At 53.0% G+C, this 17335-nt stretch carries 13 protein-coding genes and 1 other RNA gene; 13 read left to right on the top strand and 1 reads right to left on the bottom strand.

What is annotated here, in order from left to right:
• Positions 1–162 precede the first annotated feature (162 nt).
• The 8 genes from ssrA to Pan54_RS24840 all read left to right on the top strand — a co-directional run bounded on the left by ssrA (position 163) and on the right by Pan54_RS24840 (position 7350).
• Positions 163–522, top strand: a transfer-messenger RNA (tmRNA) gene (gene ssrA / locus Pan54_RS24875).
• A gap of 206 nt (positions 523–728) precedes the next feature.
• The gene (locus Pan54_RS24870; RefSeq protein WP_146506133.1) at positions 729–2426 is read left to right on the top strand and encodes a helix-turn-helix domain-containing protein; all 1698 of its coding nucleotides are present in this window, start codon (positions 729–731) and stop codon (positions 2424–2426) included.
• A 130-nt stretch (positions 2427–2556) separates the two neighbouring features.
• Complete coding sequence (locus Pan54_RS24865) at positions 2557–3297, top strand: response regulator transcription factor (protein ID WP_146506132.1); 741 nt, start codon at positions 2557–2559, stop codon at positions 3295–3297.
• A gap of 82 nt (positions 3298–3379) precedes the next feature.
• Positions 3380–3736: a hypothetical protein gene (locus tag Pan54_RS24860; protein ID WP_146506131.1), complete on the top strand. Its 357-nt coding sequence runs from the start codon at positions 3380–3382 to the stop codon at positions 3734–3736.
• 92 nt (positions 3737–3828) lie between these two features.
• A complete protein-coding gene (locus Pan54_RS24855) occupies positions 3829–5211 on the top strand; it encodes a hypothetical protein (RefSeq protein WP_146506130.1) in 1383 nt (460 codons plus the stop codon).
• A gap of 35 nt (positions 5212–5246) precedes the next feature.
• Positions 5247–5834: a hypothetical protein gene (locus tag Pan54_RS24850; RefSeq protein WP_146506129.1), complete on the top strand. Its 588-nt coding sequence runs from the start codon at positions 5247–5249 to the stop codon at positions 5832–5834.
• Between the two features lie 106 nt (positions 5835–5940).
• Complete coding sequence (locus tag Pan54_RS24845; RefSeq protein ID WP_146506128.1) at positions 5941–6336, top strand: hypothetical protein; 396 nt, start codon at positions 5941–5943, stop codon at positions 6334–6336.
• A 63-nt stretch (positions 6337–6399) separates the two neighbouring features.
• Positions 6400–7350, top strand: coding sequence for a hypothetical protein (locus tag Pan54_RS24840; protein WP_146506127.1), 951 nt, complete (start codon positions 6400–6402; stop codon positions 7348–7350).
• Between the two features lie 163 nt (positions 7351–7513).
• On the opposite strand, the gene Pan54_RS24835 is transcribed toward Pan54_RS24840, so the two are convergent.
• Positions 7514–13171, bottom strand: coding sequence for a PQQ-binding-like beta-propeller repeat protein (locus Pan54_RS24835; protein WP_146506126.1), 5658 nt, complete (start codon positions 13169–13171; stop codon positions 7514–7516).
• Positions 13172–13384: 213 nt separating this feature from the next.
• On the opposite strand from Pan54_RS24835, the gene Pan54_RS24830 reads away from it, so the two are divergent.
• From Pan54_RS24830 to Pan54_RS24810, 5 genes are read left to right on the top strand one after another with little or no spacing between them, the layout of a single operon-like run.
• On the top strand, positions 13385–14293 hold the full coding sequence (locus Pan54_RS24830) for a TIR domain-containing protein (protein WP_146506125.1): 909 nt from the start codon (positions 13385–13387) through the stop codon (positions 14291–14293).
• Entirely contained in the window at positions 14290–14997 is a 708-nt protein-coding gene (locus tag Pan54_RS24825) for an adenylate/guanylate cyclase domain-containing protein (protein WP_146506124.1), read from the top strand. The genes Pan54_RS24830 and Pan54_RS24825 overlap by 4 nt, the downstream gene beginning before the upstream one ends.
• A 2-nt stretch (positions 14998–14999) precedes the next feature.
• Entirely contained in the window at positions 15000–16349 is a 1350-nt protein-coding gene (locus tag Pan54_RS24820; protein ID WP_146506123.1) for a hypothetical protein, read from the top strand.
• Complete coding sequence (locus Pan54_RS24815; protein ID WP_146506122.1) at positions 16346–16717, top strand: hypothetical protein; 372 nt, start codon at positions 16346–16348, stop codon at positions 16715–16717. The genes Pan54_RS24820 and Pan54_RS24815 overlap by 4 nt, the downstream gene beginning before the upstream one ends.
• A 60-nt stretch (positions 16718–16777) precedes the next feature.
• A complete protein-coding gene (locus Pan54_RS24810; RefSeq protein ID WP_146506121.1) occupies positions 16778–17320 on the top strand; it encodes a hypothetical protein in 543 nt (180 codons plus the stop codon).
• Positions 17321–17335 lie beyond the last annotated feature (15 nt).

Raw genomic sequence — 17335 nt, 5'->3', positions numbered from 1 at the left:
ATTCGCGTTTGTCCCGTACGATTAAGTATTGATGAAGCTTTTCATGGATTCGGTTGAATTGTGATTTCTTCCACCCGGTGCAAGGAATCATACTGTAAACCATGAAAGAAATGCGAAGAAGCGAGTTGTTGAGGGCTTAGCTCTTAATGACACAATCCAATCGGGGGCGATTGGAATCGACTGGTTCTCCGTAAGTTGAGGTGGCGTGTCGTGGTTGATCAGTTGGCCACGTAAAAAACTGATCACAAAATTATCTGCCGAAAAGCAGTTTGCTATGGTAGCTTAATTTAGCTGCCCGGATTTAGGAATCCCTGTCTGAGGAGTCCGAAAATCCGCTTAACAAAATCAGACTGGTGTCGAGTCAATGGTGACTACGCTCGACATGAGACCTCGTAGACACCTGGCTTTCAAAGGCTTTGGATGTTGAGCCCGAGAAAGCGAGACCCAATCAATATTCTACACACGTAGAGGCCGAAACCGAGGGCTCACAGGACGGGGGTTCAATCCCCCCCGCCTCCATCAAGTAAGGTCACTTGCGATTTTCGCAAGTGGCCTTATTTCTTGCGCTTTGCGGCATTTTCGCTGTCACATTTGCTCCTTCGACAGCGGCTTCGGAGCCCCAGAATGTCTGTATTTGGGGACGAAATTGTCTGTTTTGCTCATAGGTTTGGCCGTGCGGAATCAACCGTCGATTCCGATTTCACCCCAAACAGTTGAGGAAAACAGACATGAGCACTTACCAGAAAAAGCTGAAGCGGTCGAAGAACGGCATCGTGCGTTACATCGGTCGAAACTTTGCCGGACACCAAGAGAAATTCTATCTCGGCTGGGACCTCTCGCTGGCCGAACCACGGGAAGCTCTCATCAGGGAGCTTTGGGACCACCTAGAACGACACTGGCACTACACCCAAGGAAACTTCCACTGGACGCCGGACTATCTGGCTGCAGCAAAGGCGATTGCCAAAGGGAAAGCTCCCGTTCTTCCACCGACTTTCAAGACGAAGTCCGACCCGGAAGGTTACGTTGCTGCACTGAATGACATTGGCCCGGCATTCGCGCCTGCCGACGAAACGCTTTTCGAGGCAGGGCTCAAGGCCGTGAGTGCCGGAATTCGTGACCGACGTGATGTACTTTCAACTCGAAACAACGTCGAGCTGACTGGTCAGACCATTGAAGAAGCCCTGAACGGCTATCGAGACTACCTGCAAACAAAAGGTCGTCAGCCAGATGGCTCCTACTCAACATGGTGGAAAACACAGCTCACGCAGCTGAAGTCTTGGCGGAGCTTTCTTGATGTAGTCCATCGGTTCAAGGATGGGGAGCAAGTGAAAGTTGAGATGACAAAAGTTGATTTGGGTCATCTCACAACCGAGCACGCTCAGGCAATGATCGATGCCGTAAGGTCTCGACCACTAACCTTCGATTCCCTGCGACGAAAAGATGGGACGAGAACCCGACTGACGCCATCAAGTGCAAGGGGCATCATCAAGGTCGCGGTGAAGTTCTTTGAATGGCTCGACCTGTCATCTGAATTCAGCTGGCTGGAGCCTCGGAAGTTTCGGCTGTCAAAAAAACCAGAGCCTCTCACCAACGAGGAGAAGTTTGTCCGCGAGCAAAAGAAGGAGGTCTCAACCGTCTCGTATGAGCATATTCGTCTACTTTCAAAGTATGCCCTTCCGTCTGAGAGAGTCATTCTCCTGTGTGGGTTGAACGCGGCATTTGGCCCCGGCGAGATCGGTCAGCTCCGTGTGCCATTCATCAGGAGAGAGTCTGGAGAAATTGTCGGAATCAGGTTCAAAACCGGCAACCCGACTCGGCACAAACTCTGGCCCGAAACTCTTGAGGGACTTGAGTGGCAACTGGATCGTCGAGCCAACTTCGAACATGGTGAGGGAACCGACCGGGAAATTGTCTTTCTGACAGAAAACGGCAAGCCGCTTTGGCGCATCACCAAAGCTGGAAACTACAGTGACGGTGTCAGTCGCCAGTGGAATCGCCTCGTTAATCGAGTGCAAAAGGACCACCCGGACTTCCCCGATTACTCACTGGGCAAACTTCGAAAGACTGCAGCCACCCGAATCCTAATGCTGGCCGGTGCCGCAGAAGCGAGTCTTGTACTTGCTCATCGGACAATTTCTGAGGACGAGTTGCTCGAATGCTACGTCCAAATCCCATGGGAAAAACTGTACGACGCCCAAGAGAGATTTGGCGAGGAAGTCGCTCCTCATTTGAAAACCGACCGACCCGCATTCCTACGGCAACCCAAAAATTACATTGGGCTGAAAAAGATCGAACTGATCCGCGAGCTTCATACCGCTGGCGTCCCGGTGAAGAAGATCGCCAAAGCCGCCAAAGTCTCAACGATGACGGTGTATCGTCAGATCGAGCGATTCAACGACGAAAAGCACAGCAATGGTCAGTGCTGAATTCCGCTAATGGCATTTAACAATGCCTAAAAAGTTGTCGTACAATCCCTCCGACCACCAGAACTCACGAACCACTTCCGTGCTCTGGAAGTGGTTCGTTCTTTTGAGTCAAAATATCGGAGGCGATCTCATGATTGATACTGAACACGGCTTTTTTGTTGGAATCAACCTGCAGGGCGAAGACCAGTTCTTTCACTGCTTTTCTTCCCAACCCGACCGACCAATCAGAAAGAAACGAGTCGAGTACATCTATCGCGACAATTGTGTCGCAGCGGGCGTTGATTGCTGGTCTCCACTGGGCCTGTTGTTTGCGAAAGACGCGGCAAATGGTCGATTTCCCGTTCCATATACACCATGCGAAATCGCTCGTCAGTCAGACGAACCGCACTTGGAATATGCGGAAATGTACAACGCTGAACGCTATCGGTTTCCTGCGGCAAATCTTTTTCCCGCAGAACGAGAGTTGTACAACCGAGGCGTGGTTGCGCTCCGAGACAAGCAAGTCGCCAGCGTCGTTGAGAGGGTGAAGTCGGAGCTGCGCATGGATGGCTTGCTCATGGAAGCTCAGGAAGTCGCCATTCTCGCTCAAAAGCCGCTCGTAGATGAAGGGACGCAGACGTTGACGTACGCTGGCAAGAGCGTGCGATTCCGGGGTGCGATTCAGTTTCGTCTATTGCAGCGGTTGGCAATGGACGCTGGCCGTTTTGTTGATAACGTCGAACTTGGCGAATTCGTCTGGGGTGATGACGACATTAAGGACAAACTCATCTCGAACACACGCGGGCACATCGAGCGCAAGCTGGCGGCAGCGAATATCACCGGTGTTGGTTTTGATGCAGTAAGTGGCAGAACCCGGATGATTCTTTCGTAAAGAGCAAACATGAGGACGATTTTGGACTGGCGTTGAAATAATTCCTTCCAACTGACCTTTTCACCCAGTTGGAGGAATTACGATGCGCGTCGAATCAATTGATGACCTCTATGACTTGTCTGTTCAACACGTCGCCATATATCGAGAGCACGGCGAGCAGCTCGACTCCGTTTCCGGCGTTGAGGGATTTTGCGGCCTAAAGCTGGTCGCTGATGCCTTGTACGGCGTCTTCGGCGACGAATATGGGACGGCTGCCGGAGAGATCGCAGAAATTGTCGAACTCCCCGCACTCGAAGAATCATACGAGTTCTTCATCGCTTGTATCCGCCCTGAGAACGGCACTCCAGTCCAACTTTCGTTCTCAAAACACCTCGAACCTCACGAAGTCGTGAAGGAACTCGTGCAGTTGGTGAAATGCGGAATTCCCCTTGATTACTGAGCTGTCTTGCAGTGCGCGCTGGGAGTGCGCTTGGCCGCTTTTGCTACCTGACCCTGCCTTTCATGTAGTTCACTACGCCGAGGAAACAACTTGTGATTGCAAAGACGAAACGAACGAAACCAGTTTGTGTTTACAACCCCGTGAACTTTGAGCCAGAAAGTGTCCTGCCCAAACGGCTCCGAAGACACGCCGATTCAGCCAGATACGTGCTCCACCGCATCCACTGGGGACAGGTTACGAAAAAAGCCAATGAGCGGGGCTTTGTGCCGCTCAAGAGGGCATACCTGCGTTCGTTTATCCCGCATCGAATCGTCAGGCCGCTAATAGGAGCATTGATTGACGCGGAAGTCATCGAATCCGACAGGTACTTCGTTCCCGGTCACAAGTCGTACGGTTATCGCTTCGCTGGTTCATACTTCCGGGCTCCTGTGGTGCGGCTGCCACTTTCGAACACAAAGCTGATCGAACACATCACGCACGAGAACCGCTCCGAATGTAAAAAGGTTCGGCTTGATGTTCACCGCTATCTGCGTACGCAGCTGAAGTCTCTACAGATTGATCTTGATCGCGCCTTGGTGTTCTTGGAGCACGATGAACACCGTGAGCTGTTGAAGATTCCGGCATTCCAGATCGCCACTGGCGAAAGATTGTTTTCGGTCTGTCGATACGGCCGAATCCACACTGATCTGACGCACTTGAAGAGCACGTTGCGTCCATGCCTTCATGTCGATGGCAAGCGTTTGGTTTCAATTGACATTCGGAACAGCCAGCCATTGTTTCTTGCCTTACTAATCCTGATTCGCAGGCTCCGAGGCGAGACATTTCTGTCGCTATCAACGCTCGGGACTCAATCAAACCCGTACCGCACTCTTGAAGACAGAATTGCCACTATCATCTCCCCACTCCCACCACCAACTCCACTGTCCAATACGATGGGCGCAAAGCCCATTTCAGTTGCCGATAGTCCGTTTGAGACACGACTTACGACAGATGAACATTGCCGCAACATGTGCCCGGTTAATAGGGACACGCTCAGCCTCGACGAGGCCAGATTTCTAACACTCTGTGAGTGCGGGCAACTGTACGAGTCGCTGATGGAAGAGGCTGAGATACCAGTTCGTCGCTGGGCAAAGGAGATGATCTTTGAGGTCTTGTTCGGTCGGAATCGTTCTCGGTCAGAATTGAAGACTCGATTCGCTGAGCTGTTCCCAACTGTCTACGACACGGTCAAACAATTGAAGCGCAAGGACCATTGCCGCCTTGCTCACCTCCTGCAGAACCTTGAATCGACCGTCGTTATCAACCGGGTCTGTCGGCGGCTGATGAACGAGAAGGTCTCGCCTGTGTTCACGATACACGACTCGATCCTGACGACCGATGCCTGTGTCGAGCGCGTCTTGGATGTCTTTCAGGAAGTCTTTGCGGCACTCGGTGTCGCGCCCTCGTTCCATGTAACTCGCTACGACCAAGAGTGAGTTTCGACCACAAATCTTTTTAAGGAGAAGTTCTAATGACGGTTCACCTTATTTACGGCGTGAATCAACACAGTTGTTCTGCCGAAGGCAAGACCATTGCATTCGTCTCGTCACAACTGCAGCACGTATTCAATCTACCACCCTCGCCGCAATTCCTCGTCAACGGACGGCAGGTCAATGCTGACCATGTTCTGGCTGACGGCGAGCAACTGGAGTTCGTCAAGGAGTTCGGTCAGAAGGGGCTTGGCGATGTCTGCACAAAAGAAATCTTCCAAAGGTCGTTCGACGTGTCAGATGAAGAATGGAGTGAGTGCAAATCTGCCGGTCTCCACACGACTGAACTTCGTGGCACAGAGGTGTTTCTAATTCAGGAGGGTGCTGATTGCCTGCAGAGAGTTCGAACGCTGCGTGGACGAAGCGGTCGAGACGTAAAGCTGAATCCCACAGAGCAACGCATTATCAAAGTGCTGACGACGAATGGACCACTCACAGGTGACGAACTCGCAAGCAAAGTTGGACGCGGCTTTACGTCAACCTTCCGCCAACTACTCGCATCAATGGTGAGGCACTGCATCGTACAGAACGACAATCGTGGTTATTCAGTGTTGCGACACGATCTGTGATGTCGGCACAGACTGACATTGTGCGACGGTTAAAATCCTGCACATGCAACGCGGCTAACGGGCCGCAAGCGTTTTACATTAACAAACGAGAACTGGAGGAAATCTAGTGGCAACGAACAACGACGACAAACACGAGATCGATGAGGATGCGACCGATCCGGGATTCGTAATTGGTGACAGCCCAGTACACCTGCAACCTCGCGTAGCAAAACCGACTGTTAAGCACACGCCAAAGCCCGACTGTTTCCTCGAACAAAACATGCGCATCGTTACTTCGCGGTTCATTACGCAGCCGATTGTCGAACAAGGCAAGCTCACGGGAAAGTGGAACGTATTGCGAACTCGCAATTGGGAACAATACCGCTTCACGAATGACGTGCCGTGGGAAAAGACCGTGGACAGTCGTGAGGAAGCCTACCGCTGGGTCGCAGCCGAGAATGGCAGTGCTCACAGAACGGACGAGCAATCAAACCCAAAGCCGCATGAACGTTTAGAGCCTTAGGCTTGATACGAAACGCACTCAGTAATGTTCACACACAACGCTCCTCTCAACAGGAAAAGTACAATGAGACTGACGATCCAAAAAGACATTCACTGCCCATACCTCGCCAATGCGATGGACTACTTGGGCATGACGGAAGACGATTTATCCGACCGGTTCACCAAGGCTGTGGCGTCATTTACCTCCCACATCCAACTACAGCAACACCTTTACGAATATGCTCAGGACTTGATCGACGACGAGCTTTCAAAGATTGCACCGGGCTGGTCGCATCGACTTGTAACAAACTACATCGTTGCGCAAAGGCACTACGACTTTGACGACGGGCATCTCATCGGAATCTCGGTCGCTCCTCGGCAGGAAACACCGTCTCTCATCGAATGTCACTTCTCACCAGATATAAAGTGGGACGCGCATGTCAAGAACGAGGACGCGATGTGGAAGCAGTCCCGGCTATACAAAGAACAACGTGGTCGTGATGCGTGTGTATTTGAAGAGCCCGATCATCTGGCATTTGGAGCTCTACACGACGACTGCAACATTGTGCCCATATCCCGAATGTTTCGAATCGAATCGGTGCTTTGGGTGGAAGGCGACTCGAAGGACCGATTCAAGGTTGAGGAATTGGTTCGGCAGCACACCTGTGACGGCAGAGTCTTCTTCGCCGAAGCGGTAGCGAGAAATCTGGAAGAAGACGAAGGATTCGTAGGCTCAAGCAACGTGTACGGCAATGTCGGCATTGAGAGAATCAGGATTGATCCTCCAGACGGCAGCATTTGGCGCGGGCTTACTTACAAGAGTGCCCCGGCTGGATTTGTGGTTGAGCTATCTACTCAATATCCGCTTGCCGTCTTTCACTTGCGGTCGCACGACAGTTCTACGGCCACTTTTGAGGAGCCGGTTACTGTGACGCAACAGTCGTTCAAAGACGGAGTCGAAATATCCAGCACCGAAGACAATCTTCCGATCATCATCGATCCGAGAGCAGAGTCCGCATCCACTCTAGGCCAATGATGCTTCGGCTGCTGTTCCTTGGCTACAAACCCTCGTGAAGATTCCAGTCGTCGTGGTTGTCGCACCCAGCAAATGCCCTTGCACGATCCTGTCACAAACGGACTTCTTATGAAAAAACAACGCAATATGAGTGACCACGTTTGAGGTGACGTGACCGCCGGATTCACGCAACTGGATTGGTCTCATGCTGCCGTGTGGCGTCAACATCATCCAACGCACGAGACAATCCGGTCGCAAAGTCTTCGCCTCGATTCTTCTGCAGCATACGTATCTTGCTGCGAAATCGTTTCAGCTCCGACGGTGAATCACAGATCGCCCACGCTGCCATGTATTCAGCAATTGGGTCCGCGCAGAATCCTACTCTGTCACGAGTTCTGTTCATTTCAATCAGCCCTGATTTGACCAGTTCGTTGATTACATCGGCAATTGGCAAGCTATCGTCACCTTGCCCGACAGTCGTATATGGGGACGCTTCAGCTTTTCCCTTCAGGTAGCCTCGCAATTCGTAGAAACACACTTCGCCGCTTGTTGCCTCGTCTTCAACGCAGAGGTGCGCGACTTCCTTCACCACTCGTATAAAGTCTTGTTCGCACAGCGTATCAGCTGACTGGGATCGTAACGCGAGCACGTAGTCAATGGCGAGTTGAGCAAAATTGGAGGTAACTGCTTCTGAGTGCCGCGCAACTTCAATCGCCATGCGAGCCATCAACGGAGATAGGTCAATGCTGAAAGCCAGAGCGGAGACGGCTGCGTAAACGTCCTCGAATTCCTCTTCACTGACATACGCACGTACAAAGCCTTCTAACTTGGCCTCGGAGATCGGTCCCAGTTCGACCAAGCAGAATCTTTCGAAGACACGTTTCTTGGGCGGCAGGTGGCGAGAGGTGACGATCAAACAACGAAGAATCCCTTTTTCCATGAGGGATCGTACTTGGCAGAGTGCCTCAGATTCTGAACCTGCAGTTCCAGCCAAGACTTGTTTGTCTGATACAACACGTCGCTCACTGGCTCCATCCAGAACGACAATGATGCGTTTTCGGTGGAGCAACCCTTCAACCATGGACCTTGTCGGCCGTTTGTCGTCAGTATGAAGTCGGTCGCACATTAACTCGACCAAGTCACCAGCCCAGTCCTCGGCGACGAGAAACGTCAGGAATGGTGTCTTTCGCGATGAATTGACTCGCCGGGCAATTTCAAACGCCATGGTCGATTTTCCTCGACCACCGGGACCGTACAACCAGACGCCACCACTGTTGCCATTCGAGAGACGTTTGAACCATTCTTGACTTTGGTCTTCGTATCCGAGATCAACGTATCGCTGTCTTTCCTTGTATGCGGCACAGTCCTTCAAGCATCGCTCGTCCAATGTGTCAAAGTGCTTTTTCATCCAAGAGTCTACGGCTCTCCTTGAATGGCCGAGAAAGTAGATTAGGGTGAAAAATCTGGAAAACTTCTGGAGATTCGATTGGCCTTCATCGCCGACGCGTGACATTGCCAATTCTGCCAGACGAGCTGGCGCTGCAATCCAGAGGCCAAGAACGGCCATGAGTGTCAGGGAGTAAACAAGGGTTGGCCAAACTGCGGCCTTTACGATCACGGGTGCATCCAAGTACGCGTGACCAACGCGTTGCGCGAGGTCGAGAAGCTGGCTGGCAAGACTCGCAGCTATTGTTGTCTTGTTGGTTAGTTCGTGGCCAACATCAACAGCAGCAGCAAGGCGAAACCCATCCGCGCTGGGCAGTGGTACTGTCTTGCCTGCTTCGAATACTCGCGCCGTGTCGAATACGTAACCGGTTCCTGCAAAGCGACCGTCGGGCATTGTAATTAGGAGTCCGTTGTTACCGACGATGGCGCTGCCTACTTGATTTAGTTCCCGGTCAACGAAGTGCAGAGTAGTCGAGCCACTGTCAAAGGCTGGGGCATCGAATTGCGGCGAAACGACCGCACCACTCTCGCTCGATGCAACCAATGTCATCGGCATGTCGAATTGGCGTGAACGTATCGTACGCACTCCTCCCTTATCTCCTGCGTACATCAACTGAATTTGCCCTCCATCGATACACCAGAAATGGCTTTCAAGCACGTCATCTTCGAGCGTATTGAACACAAACCGAGGCGTGTATGACCAGAGTTGGTTCATATCGTTATCAAGTAATAACTGACGGTCATCGTCCTCAAGCAATAAGCAATCATTGAGTGGCGTTAGGGATGTGGATTTCGGGTTCTTGTCCAAATCCCAAGCCTCAGGAAGCTGAAACGGACTACCAAGCACTCTCCCATCGTTGCGGCTCACGCAGCATATGGTCCCAGATGCTGACATCGCATAGACACAGTCGTCATGTACTGCAACAGCCACTACGCTACCTGAGTCGTTGTCATCGAATGACATGTCGCTCATGAGCAGGTATGTTGGAGGCAGTGAATCATCGCCCATGAAGGAAATGGCAGGACTTTCTTCGTATGGCCAATCTGCGGGATCAAGACCATCTGTGTCTTTTACCACTTCGAAAACGGACAACCGATGCAGGTGTTTTGGACCGTCATCGGACAATGCGTAGAGTTCCACAGCTCCGTCGATGCAGCCGATTACGATTACGCCAGCGTCTTCTGAGACGTAGTGGCACGAGGGTTTGCCCCACTCTTTCCTGCGAGCAATTTCTGACTCCTGCCCCGTGTCGCAATCAACGACCCAAATGTCCTCATCGTTGTGAACGAGAAGGGAACCGGATTCACCGAGAATATCAACACCCTTGATCGAATCTCTGAACTCCCGTGTCCAAAGCCGGTGTCCATCGCAGCTAAACAAAGTCAGCCGCTTGCCTTCCCCCACAGCCACCAACCCATTCTTGTGTCCCACGTCCACAATTGCTCGTTCCTTGTAAGCTGGCACAAGCGAACAGAGCTCTCTCGCAGACGCTTCGATGAAATGAAGCGACTCACGGCCCACAGCGGCGATAACAGAGTGTCCATCGACAAAGGAAATCGCGTCGCACGAAGATGGAAGCTCGATTAGACCCAATGACACTCCGGTCTTGGAAAAGAGCTCCACAACGCTATTTCCTCGCCAATCACTAGCTGCCATTCGAAGCAGCGCCACACGATTTCCGTCATCGGAGATCGCTGACGAAGTCACATTCTCGAACCGAATCGGCCAGTGCGTCCACGATTTGGCAGCGCGGCCCTTGAATGCCAGATTTCCATCGCCAGCAAGTGCTAACACGTACTTTTCATTGTTGCTTGCTGAAAGAGTAGCCGGAGGCAAGTCGGTACTTGCCGCACTGACCACCTGTCCTGTTTCGGCGTCAACGAGACAATTACTTTCGCTTCCAAGTTGAACCACAACGTTCTGTAGATCAGAGTCCATCTCCAGCGACGAAATGTTTTCGCCAACCATTGTGTGCCAATTCTGTGATCCGTCCTTAGTTCGCATCTTCAGAAGGCCACCATCCTCAGTCGCGATGAAGACATGTTGTCCGTCACTGGACACCAACATCTCAGCTGGGACATCCTTCATCAGTGCTACCTGCCTACTCGACTTCAAGTCGGCATCGTGACTCAGGATTCTGCCGTCAATGCCGCATGTAAACACGGTGCCAGACTCACGTTCAATCGTGATTCTGGTGATCTTTTCAAATATGAAGTCGTCTTCTTCGATGGAGAGGTGTCCGTTTGTCGCATGACCGTCGTGAGATTCAGCGAGGAACTCGCCGTCAAGATTCCATGCGGACACCTTCCCATTTAGCCCTGCTGTGTAAAGCCGGTCTATGCCGTTCGCGACAAGCCCGTTCGCCCCTTTGCCTGTGTGAGTGCCATGCCCCGCATCAAATGTCCGCACATCACCTCCGAGCGTAGCAACTCTTATATGGCCAAGCAGGCCAGCGGAAACCACATTATTGCCCGTGAAGTGGAGGCAATTCGGCGCGGCACCATCAATCTGAATTGGTTTGGATTTAACGCTCAGGTCTGGCGTCCAGACGACCAGCGTCCCGTCAACGGCGAGAGTGACGAGCGCACTGCCGTCGGGGGACCACGCCAGTTGCCTGATTTGCCTTGGGTAGAACTTCGGGACTTCTGTGTGAAAAGAAGAGGCAACCTCAAGTGAGTGATCTAAATCAAACACCACCACTCTTCCGTCGGCACCGGCAGAGGCTAACAGATTCCCAGCCGGTGCGATTTCGAGATCACAAACTGCACCTCGCCCAAATTGTGTCTCAGGGTGTAAGTCATGCTCAGCTTCAAGACTTCCATCCGCAACGTGGAACTTGCGAACAACGCCGCTTCCCAGCCCGGCGAACAGATGCTCGCCGTCTTTAGTAAAAAGTAACGACTCTGCTAATTGGCCACGACCTTCAAGCGAAACGTTGAACTCGGAGCCAAGCTCACCATTATTCAGATCAATCGTGACTAAACGCCGGTCGTAGCCCTGACTCTGATCGATGAAAGACATCGCCAAGGTTCTGCAGTCTGATGACAGCGCCACGCAGTCGGGGTGATCCGGCAACCGTACCTCGTCCCGTTTCTCTGAACCGTCGTAGGACCAAAACCTTACCCTGCCTTCTGCCCCAACGGAAATAATGGTCTGAGTCTTGTCGTCATGACTCAGGCCAACAACACTCGCGTGTGCTTCCCACGATTGTGTTGTCGCCCTCTTTGTTGGGTCCAAGACTCGAATCGTTCCGTCACGTCCACCGGTAACAACAACATCTTCTGAAATCCAAAGCAGCGAGTTGACTTCACCGTCATGGTCGAATTCCAGCCCCTTGCATGGCACTACCGACGACACAATTTTTCCGGTCGGCTGCCAGAATCGCACCGTGGAATTCTCACTGTGGTATTCTCCTGACTCGACAAACCCAATAATGCTTCCATCTGAATTGAATTCCACATCATCGACGTAATATCCGCCCGCCGTTTCGAGCTGCCCTAGTCGGATGCCACCGCTTGTCCACAGCTGTGTTCCCGTGTCTTCACCGACGGTGACAATCGATCCGTTCGCTTTCGAAAAGGCAAGTCGCTTTACAAAGGGGTTGTGTGGATTGAAGTAATCCTCTTGATGCGGGGCGATGCTGTCAGAAACCAATGAGCCATCCTGAGTCCAGATAAGCACCCGTCCAAACTCTTCGACAGCAACGATGCGAGGCTCGCTGGCCAGCATCGCAACGAAAGAAGATTGAAGTTCCTTCCGAAGCCCCGTAAGTGGTTCGCACCAGTTCGTGCCATCCTCCCGGACATAGTGAAACGAATTGTCACCGGCTGTGATCCGCCGGATCAGTGTTGCGTCCTCGTCCGGTGCAAAAAAGAGACTGGAGTCCACCTCGCCAGCAAGCTCTGGTTTGGGCTTGAGCCGCCATCGAAAAGCTCCACCACCCCACGTTCTTGCGACAAGCCGAGTGCCATCTGGAGAGATGTCGAGGCCAGTTACACTGTCTTGGTTGATCCACCAAGCCTGCTTGCCATCGTCTCCAACGTCACGTTGCAAAGCAGGATTGGTGAATGGCTCGGATATGGGTTGCCCGCTCGAATCCCACACCCTCATGCTGCCGTCCTTACCCGCCGCGACGATCCGAGACTCGTCTCCCGGAAGGAATTTGGCCGTCCAACTTGCAGGAAGCGTGCCGACACGAAGAGGCTTCTTCGGATCGGATAAGCTCCAAACGGACACGTCGGCATCCGACACCACTAAGCAAAGCGAAGGATCGTCGGGGTGAAACGAAAGGTGCTTCGGCTTGCTCGTAAGCACCTGAGGCTCAACACGAAACTCCGGCTGAGCATTGCAGCCTGCAAGGCAGATCAGACTTACAACTACGACAAGATTCCTCATTGACAGAAGCCTCCCTAAAACCTCTTTCGCTCGATTGCGTCAATTATTGCAAAACGCCCCCCAATGCGTCTTGGCTCAATTTTATCGCGATTAGGGCGCAGAATCAAATGAATCATTTTGTGCTGACACAATTCGGCGGGGTTGACTCTCAATTCTCAGTTTGTATCATTTCCGTGCGCGTGGATCATTTTCTGCTGACACGGAGATCGTGGTGTGAAAGAGAGATTCGAGGGGGATGATGGTCGGCGGTTGCTGGTTGAGTCGATTCGTCGGCAGCCTGTTGTTGAGGGGGATGCCGGGCTCGCTGAGCGGCTGGTGGCGGTCTGCGATCTGCAGGAATTCAAGGCAGGCGAGACCCTGATTGCCGATGGTGGTGACGACAACACCATCCATCTAATCGTTCAGGGGCGGGCTTCGGTTCTGGTTTCCGGTACGGAAGTGGCTGAGCGTCAGCAGGGTCAGCATGTCGGCGAGATGGCCCTGATCGATCCGATGCAGCCTCGATGCGCAGCAGTCAACGCCAAGACCGATGTGGTTGTCGCGACCGTCAGTGAGCCGGAGTTCACCAAGCTGGCTCAGGATTACCCCCGACTGTGGCGGATGTTGGCCCTTGAGCTGGCTGACCGACTTCGGCAGCGCAATCGGCTGGTGCGGCCAGCCAATGTTCGGCCAGTGCTCTTTATTGGCTCATCGGCGGAAGCCATTCCCGTCGTCAATGAGGTTGAACGGCAGCTGGCTCACGCCAACATCTTGCCCAAAAAGTGGACAACCAGCGTCTTTACGCCATCAGAGTATCCCGTTGACGACCTGATCGCGGCGATCAGTGCCAGCGATTTTGGATTATTGGTTTTGTCGCCAGACGATCTGGTCGAAAGCCGGGATGAAGTCCTGTCTGCCCCACGTGACAACGTCATCTATGAGGGCGGCATTTGCACTGGCGAGCTTGGTCGCCGTCGGACACTTCTGCTTCAGCCGCGCGGCGTGGACATCAAGATTCCCAGCGACCTCTTTGGTCTCAACCCAATCACTTACAGCGTCGGCCCGGAAGGCGATTTGGCAGCCGCCCTCGGTCCTGCGGTTACGGAGATTCAGAACGTTATCGGGAGATTAAAGACACGATGAGTACCGCGACCAAGACACTGGGCGAACAGCTCGATTCCGAAGTCCGCAAAATCTTCCGTGAGGCATGGAAGACACGCGATGGCCAAAAGGTTCTTGAATCTGAAGACATTCAGCTAGGAAACCATGCAGTAAAGCTGGAAGGCACCGTGCTGTATGCGGACCTCGATGGTTCGACGAACATGGTTGACAATTACAAACCAGAGTTCGCCGCTGAGATTTATAAGACCTACCTTCATTGTGCAGCGAAGATCATCAGGTCTGAGGGCGGGCAGATCGTGTCTTATGATGGCGACCGAATCATGGCGGTTTACATTGGCACCTCAAAGAATACCGATGCTGCTCGGACGACGTTGAAGATCAACTATGCCGTTTCCGAGATCATCAATCCTGCGATCAAAGATCAGTACCCACGAGATAACTTCGACGTGAAGCAAATTGTTGGCATTGATACCAGCAACCTGTTTGTTGCTCGCACCGGGATTCGTGGGTCGAACGACCTCGTGTGGGTCGGTCGCTCAGCAAATTATGCCGCAAAGCTCTGCAGCGAGAGCAGCTACTACCCGTCATGGATCACTGGCGATGTCTACAACAGCCTGAATGATGCTGCAAAGTATGGGAAGGACAGTAGAAACATGTGGTCATCGTATTGGTGGGAAGATCGCCAGATCACGGTCTACCGTTCAACTTGGTACTGGAAGGTCTGATCGTGGAACTCGACACCAATCAATCATTGGCCACGCATTGGTCGCAGCGTCCTTCAGAGGCGAACTGGGACCCGGCTCAGGCTGTGCGCTGGGGTGGGATTGGTCGGTCGGATCGAGAGTTCGTTCCGTTGAGGTATCTGCTGCGCGATGCTCGGCAGGGTGTATTCGCCAAAGCGATGGAAGACGGCGATGTCGCTGTGCGGACGATTGGAGTTCGTGACATCAATCCTGTTCTGAGCGGTGAAGGTGAGCGGAGGTTGATGTCGGAGCGGGCTGTGCGGCGGCATCTGGCTTCTGATGGTGATGTGCTGGTGGCCAGAGTTGGCCGCTTGGGTCAGGCCAGTTGTGTTACGGGAGCATCATCATCGTTAGTGCCACGGGACAGTGTGTTTGTGGCAACGCCGATGCGGAAATCATGGGGGGCCGGGATTGCTGCGGCACTCAGCACGTCGGTGGCTCGGGACTGGATGTCGGATTTGTTTCTGGGCAGCCGACAAGCGAGCCTCACACTGGAGCAGTTGTTTGACATCCCGATTCCAAAACCAGTCGAAGCCGAATTTGAAGAAGTTGATGATCTGGTTCAACGTGCAGGCCAGTTGATGAGCGACGGGGCTGGCATCGTTGGCCAGATACGTGGTGAAGTCGGCATTGCGCTGGAGAACGCTCCCACCGAAACTTTGGAGAAATCGACATTCTGGATGGATGACATTGACGAGCTGGGTGCTTGGTCGTTTCAGGATGTTCGACGTTATTGGACTCGACGGCGGGCACGAGCGGCGGTGAAGAGCCTGCAACGATTGGCCGAAGCAGTGGACCTGTCGTCACACCGGGCCAAGACGGAATACGGCGATCCCACACCGCCCTTCACGATTGATTCTGATGATGTTCGGTCACACTGGTATCTGGCCCTTCCTCGGTTGCGACCGGGTGAACCGACTGACAAACCGGGCACGCGGCGGTTCTTTGCCGTTGATCGTGAAGCTCTGTTGATCTCGACCATGGGGAACATCGCGGCGGCACCGGTGCTGGTTCCGCAAATGATTCTGGATCAGACGGACGAACCGTTGATGGTGCCGATTTCATGGTTGCCGTTCGTCGGGCTCCGTCACCCTCGGTCGTTGGCCGTTGTGCTCGATCATCCGTTTCTGCAACTCCAGCGTCGGTTGGGGGCGTCGTTCAGCACGGTGGCCCACATCACGAAAGAAGAGATCGAAACGCTGTTGGTGCCACTGATCCCGGAACAACAACAGGAACGATGGGAAGCTGATCTGATCGATGCGCAGACCAAGTTCATCGAAGCCAGTCAGATTGTGGATCATGTATTGGCCATCGCCGAGGAGTGGTACTCATGAGCAAGTTGTATGACGCCGTCCATGGCGTGCTGGCCAAGGGGCCACGAACCACCGAACAGATTGTGGCTGAGTGTCGTCGTCCGGGTCTTCCTTTTCGGCCTGAAACCATCGAGCTGTTTCTGGAATTGTCCAAAGAGATTGAACAGCGTGATGGCAACTGGCAGTTGCCCGGACAGCACCGAGCTGATGCTATTTCGGAAGCCATCGACAAAGCCTTTGCTGACGGCAAGACGTACGTGCCCATCGATCAGATCGGTAAGCATCTGGATGAAGATCAGGCCGTCACGGATGACGACATCGGCGAAGTCTGCGAGGAACGCGGCAAATACCAGATCAAAGGAAAGTTCATCGTTCGACGAACGAATTAGTCGTTGGAGTTCACGCTGCTGTCGGCGGCATTTTCGCTTTCACCGGTATGGAGAGTTGACATGAGAATCGAAGACAAACAGTTCAATCATGGTGCCGCTTTGATGCAGATCGCTGAACACGAGAGCTTCACCGCGATCAACCCGCTGGTCATTGATGGCGAGAAGTCTCACACGGCCTTCGTCATCAATCACGACATCGCCATCTACCCCAAGTATGCGACCAAGCCCAAACGTCCGTTTGATGAATACCTGTTTAACTTCTCGTCAGACAACGTCGCCGAACTCGAAGCGATTGGTGACAAGTATGCTCGTACGTGCATCCCGCTGATCTGCGTCAAGGACCATCATATCTGCGGGCTGACACTGGACGATTTCCATGACCTGCGAAATCGACGCATCAAGGCTGCTGGTTACGAGGAGGACGTTGTGTCAATTCTGGTAACGATTCCTGACGGTGGCGCTTGTCGCGTTTACGTGAACAAGCCGGGAGTGAAGAAGACCATTCTGGGCAAGGAAATCCTGATCCCTCGAAACGCCTTTCCCAACTTTCTGTTCGAGGCTTCATTCAGTGCTCGTCGGAAGCGAAAGACAGCCAAGGTCTGAGCACACGAACGAGAC

The sequence above is a fragment of the Rubinisphaera italica genome (assembly GCF_007859715.1).
Lineage (GTDB): Bacteria > Planctomycetota > Planctomycetia > Planctomycetales > Planctomycetaceae > Rubinisphaera > Rubinisphaera italica.
The sequence above is the reverse complement of the archived record's forward strand: the minus strand, read 5'-3'. Positions and strand labels throughout refer to the sequence as shown.

What these genes read in the sequence shown, in the direction of transcription:
- Pan54_RS24870 (WP_146506133.1), top strand. Translation starts at nt 729, where the DNA reads ATGAGCACTTACCAGAAAAAGCTGAAGCGGTCGAAGAACGGCATCGTG.
- Pan54_RS24865 (WP_146506132.1), top strand. Translation starts at nt 2,557, where the DNA reads ATGATTGATACTGAACACGGCTTTTTTGTTGGAATCAACCTGCAGGGC.
- Pan54_RS24860 (WP_146506131.1), top strand. Translation starts at nt 3,380, where the DNA reads ATGCGCGTCGAATCAATTGATGACCTCTATGACTTGTCTGTTCAACAC.
- Pan54_RS24850 (WP_146506129.1), top strand. Translation starts at nt 5,247, where the DNA reads ATGACGGTTCACCTTATTTACGGCGTGAATCAACACAGTTGTTCTGCC.
- Pan54_RS24840 (WP_146506127.1), top strand. Translation starts at nt 6,400, where the DNA reads ATGAGACTGACGATCCAAAAAGACATTCACTGCCCATACCTCGCCAAT.
- Pan54_RS24835 (WP_146506126.1), bottom strand. Translation starts at nt 13,171, where the DNA reads ATGAGGAATCTTGTCGTAGTTGTAAGTCTGATCTGCCTTGCAGGCTGC.
- Pan54_RS24825 (WP_146506124.1), top strand. Translation starts at nt 14,290, where the DNA reads ATGAGTACCGCGACCAAGACACTGGGCGAACAGCTCGATTCCGAAGTC.
- Pan54_RS24815 (WP_146506122.1), top strand. Translation starts at nt 16,346, where the DNA reads ATGAGCAAGTTGTATGACGCCGTCCATGGCGTGCTGGCCAAGGGGCCA.
- Pan54_RS24810 (WP_146506121.1), top strand. Translation starts at nt 16,778, where the DNA reads ATGAGAATCGAAGACAAACAGTTCAATCATGGTGCCGCTTTGATGCAG.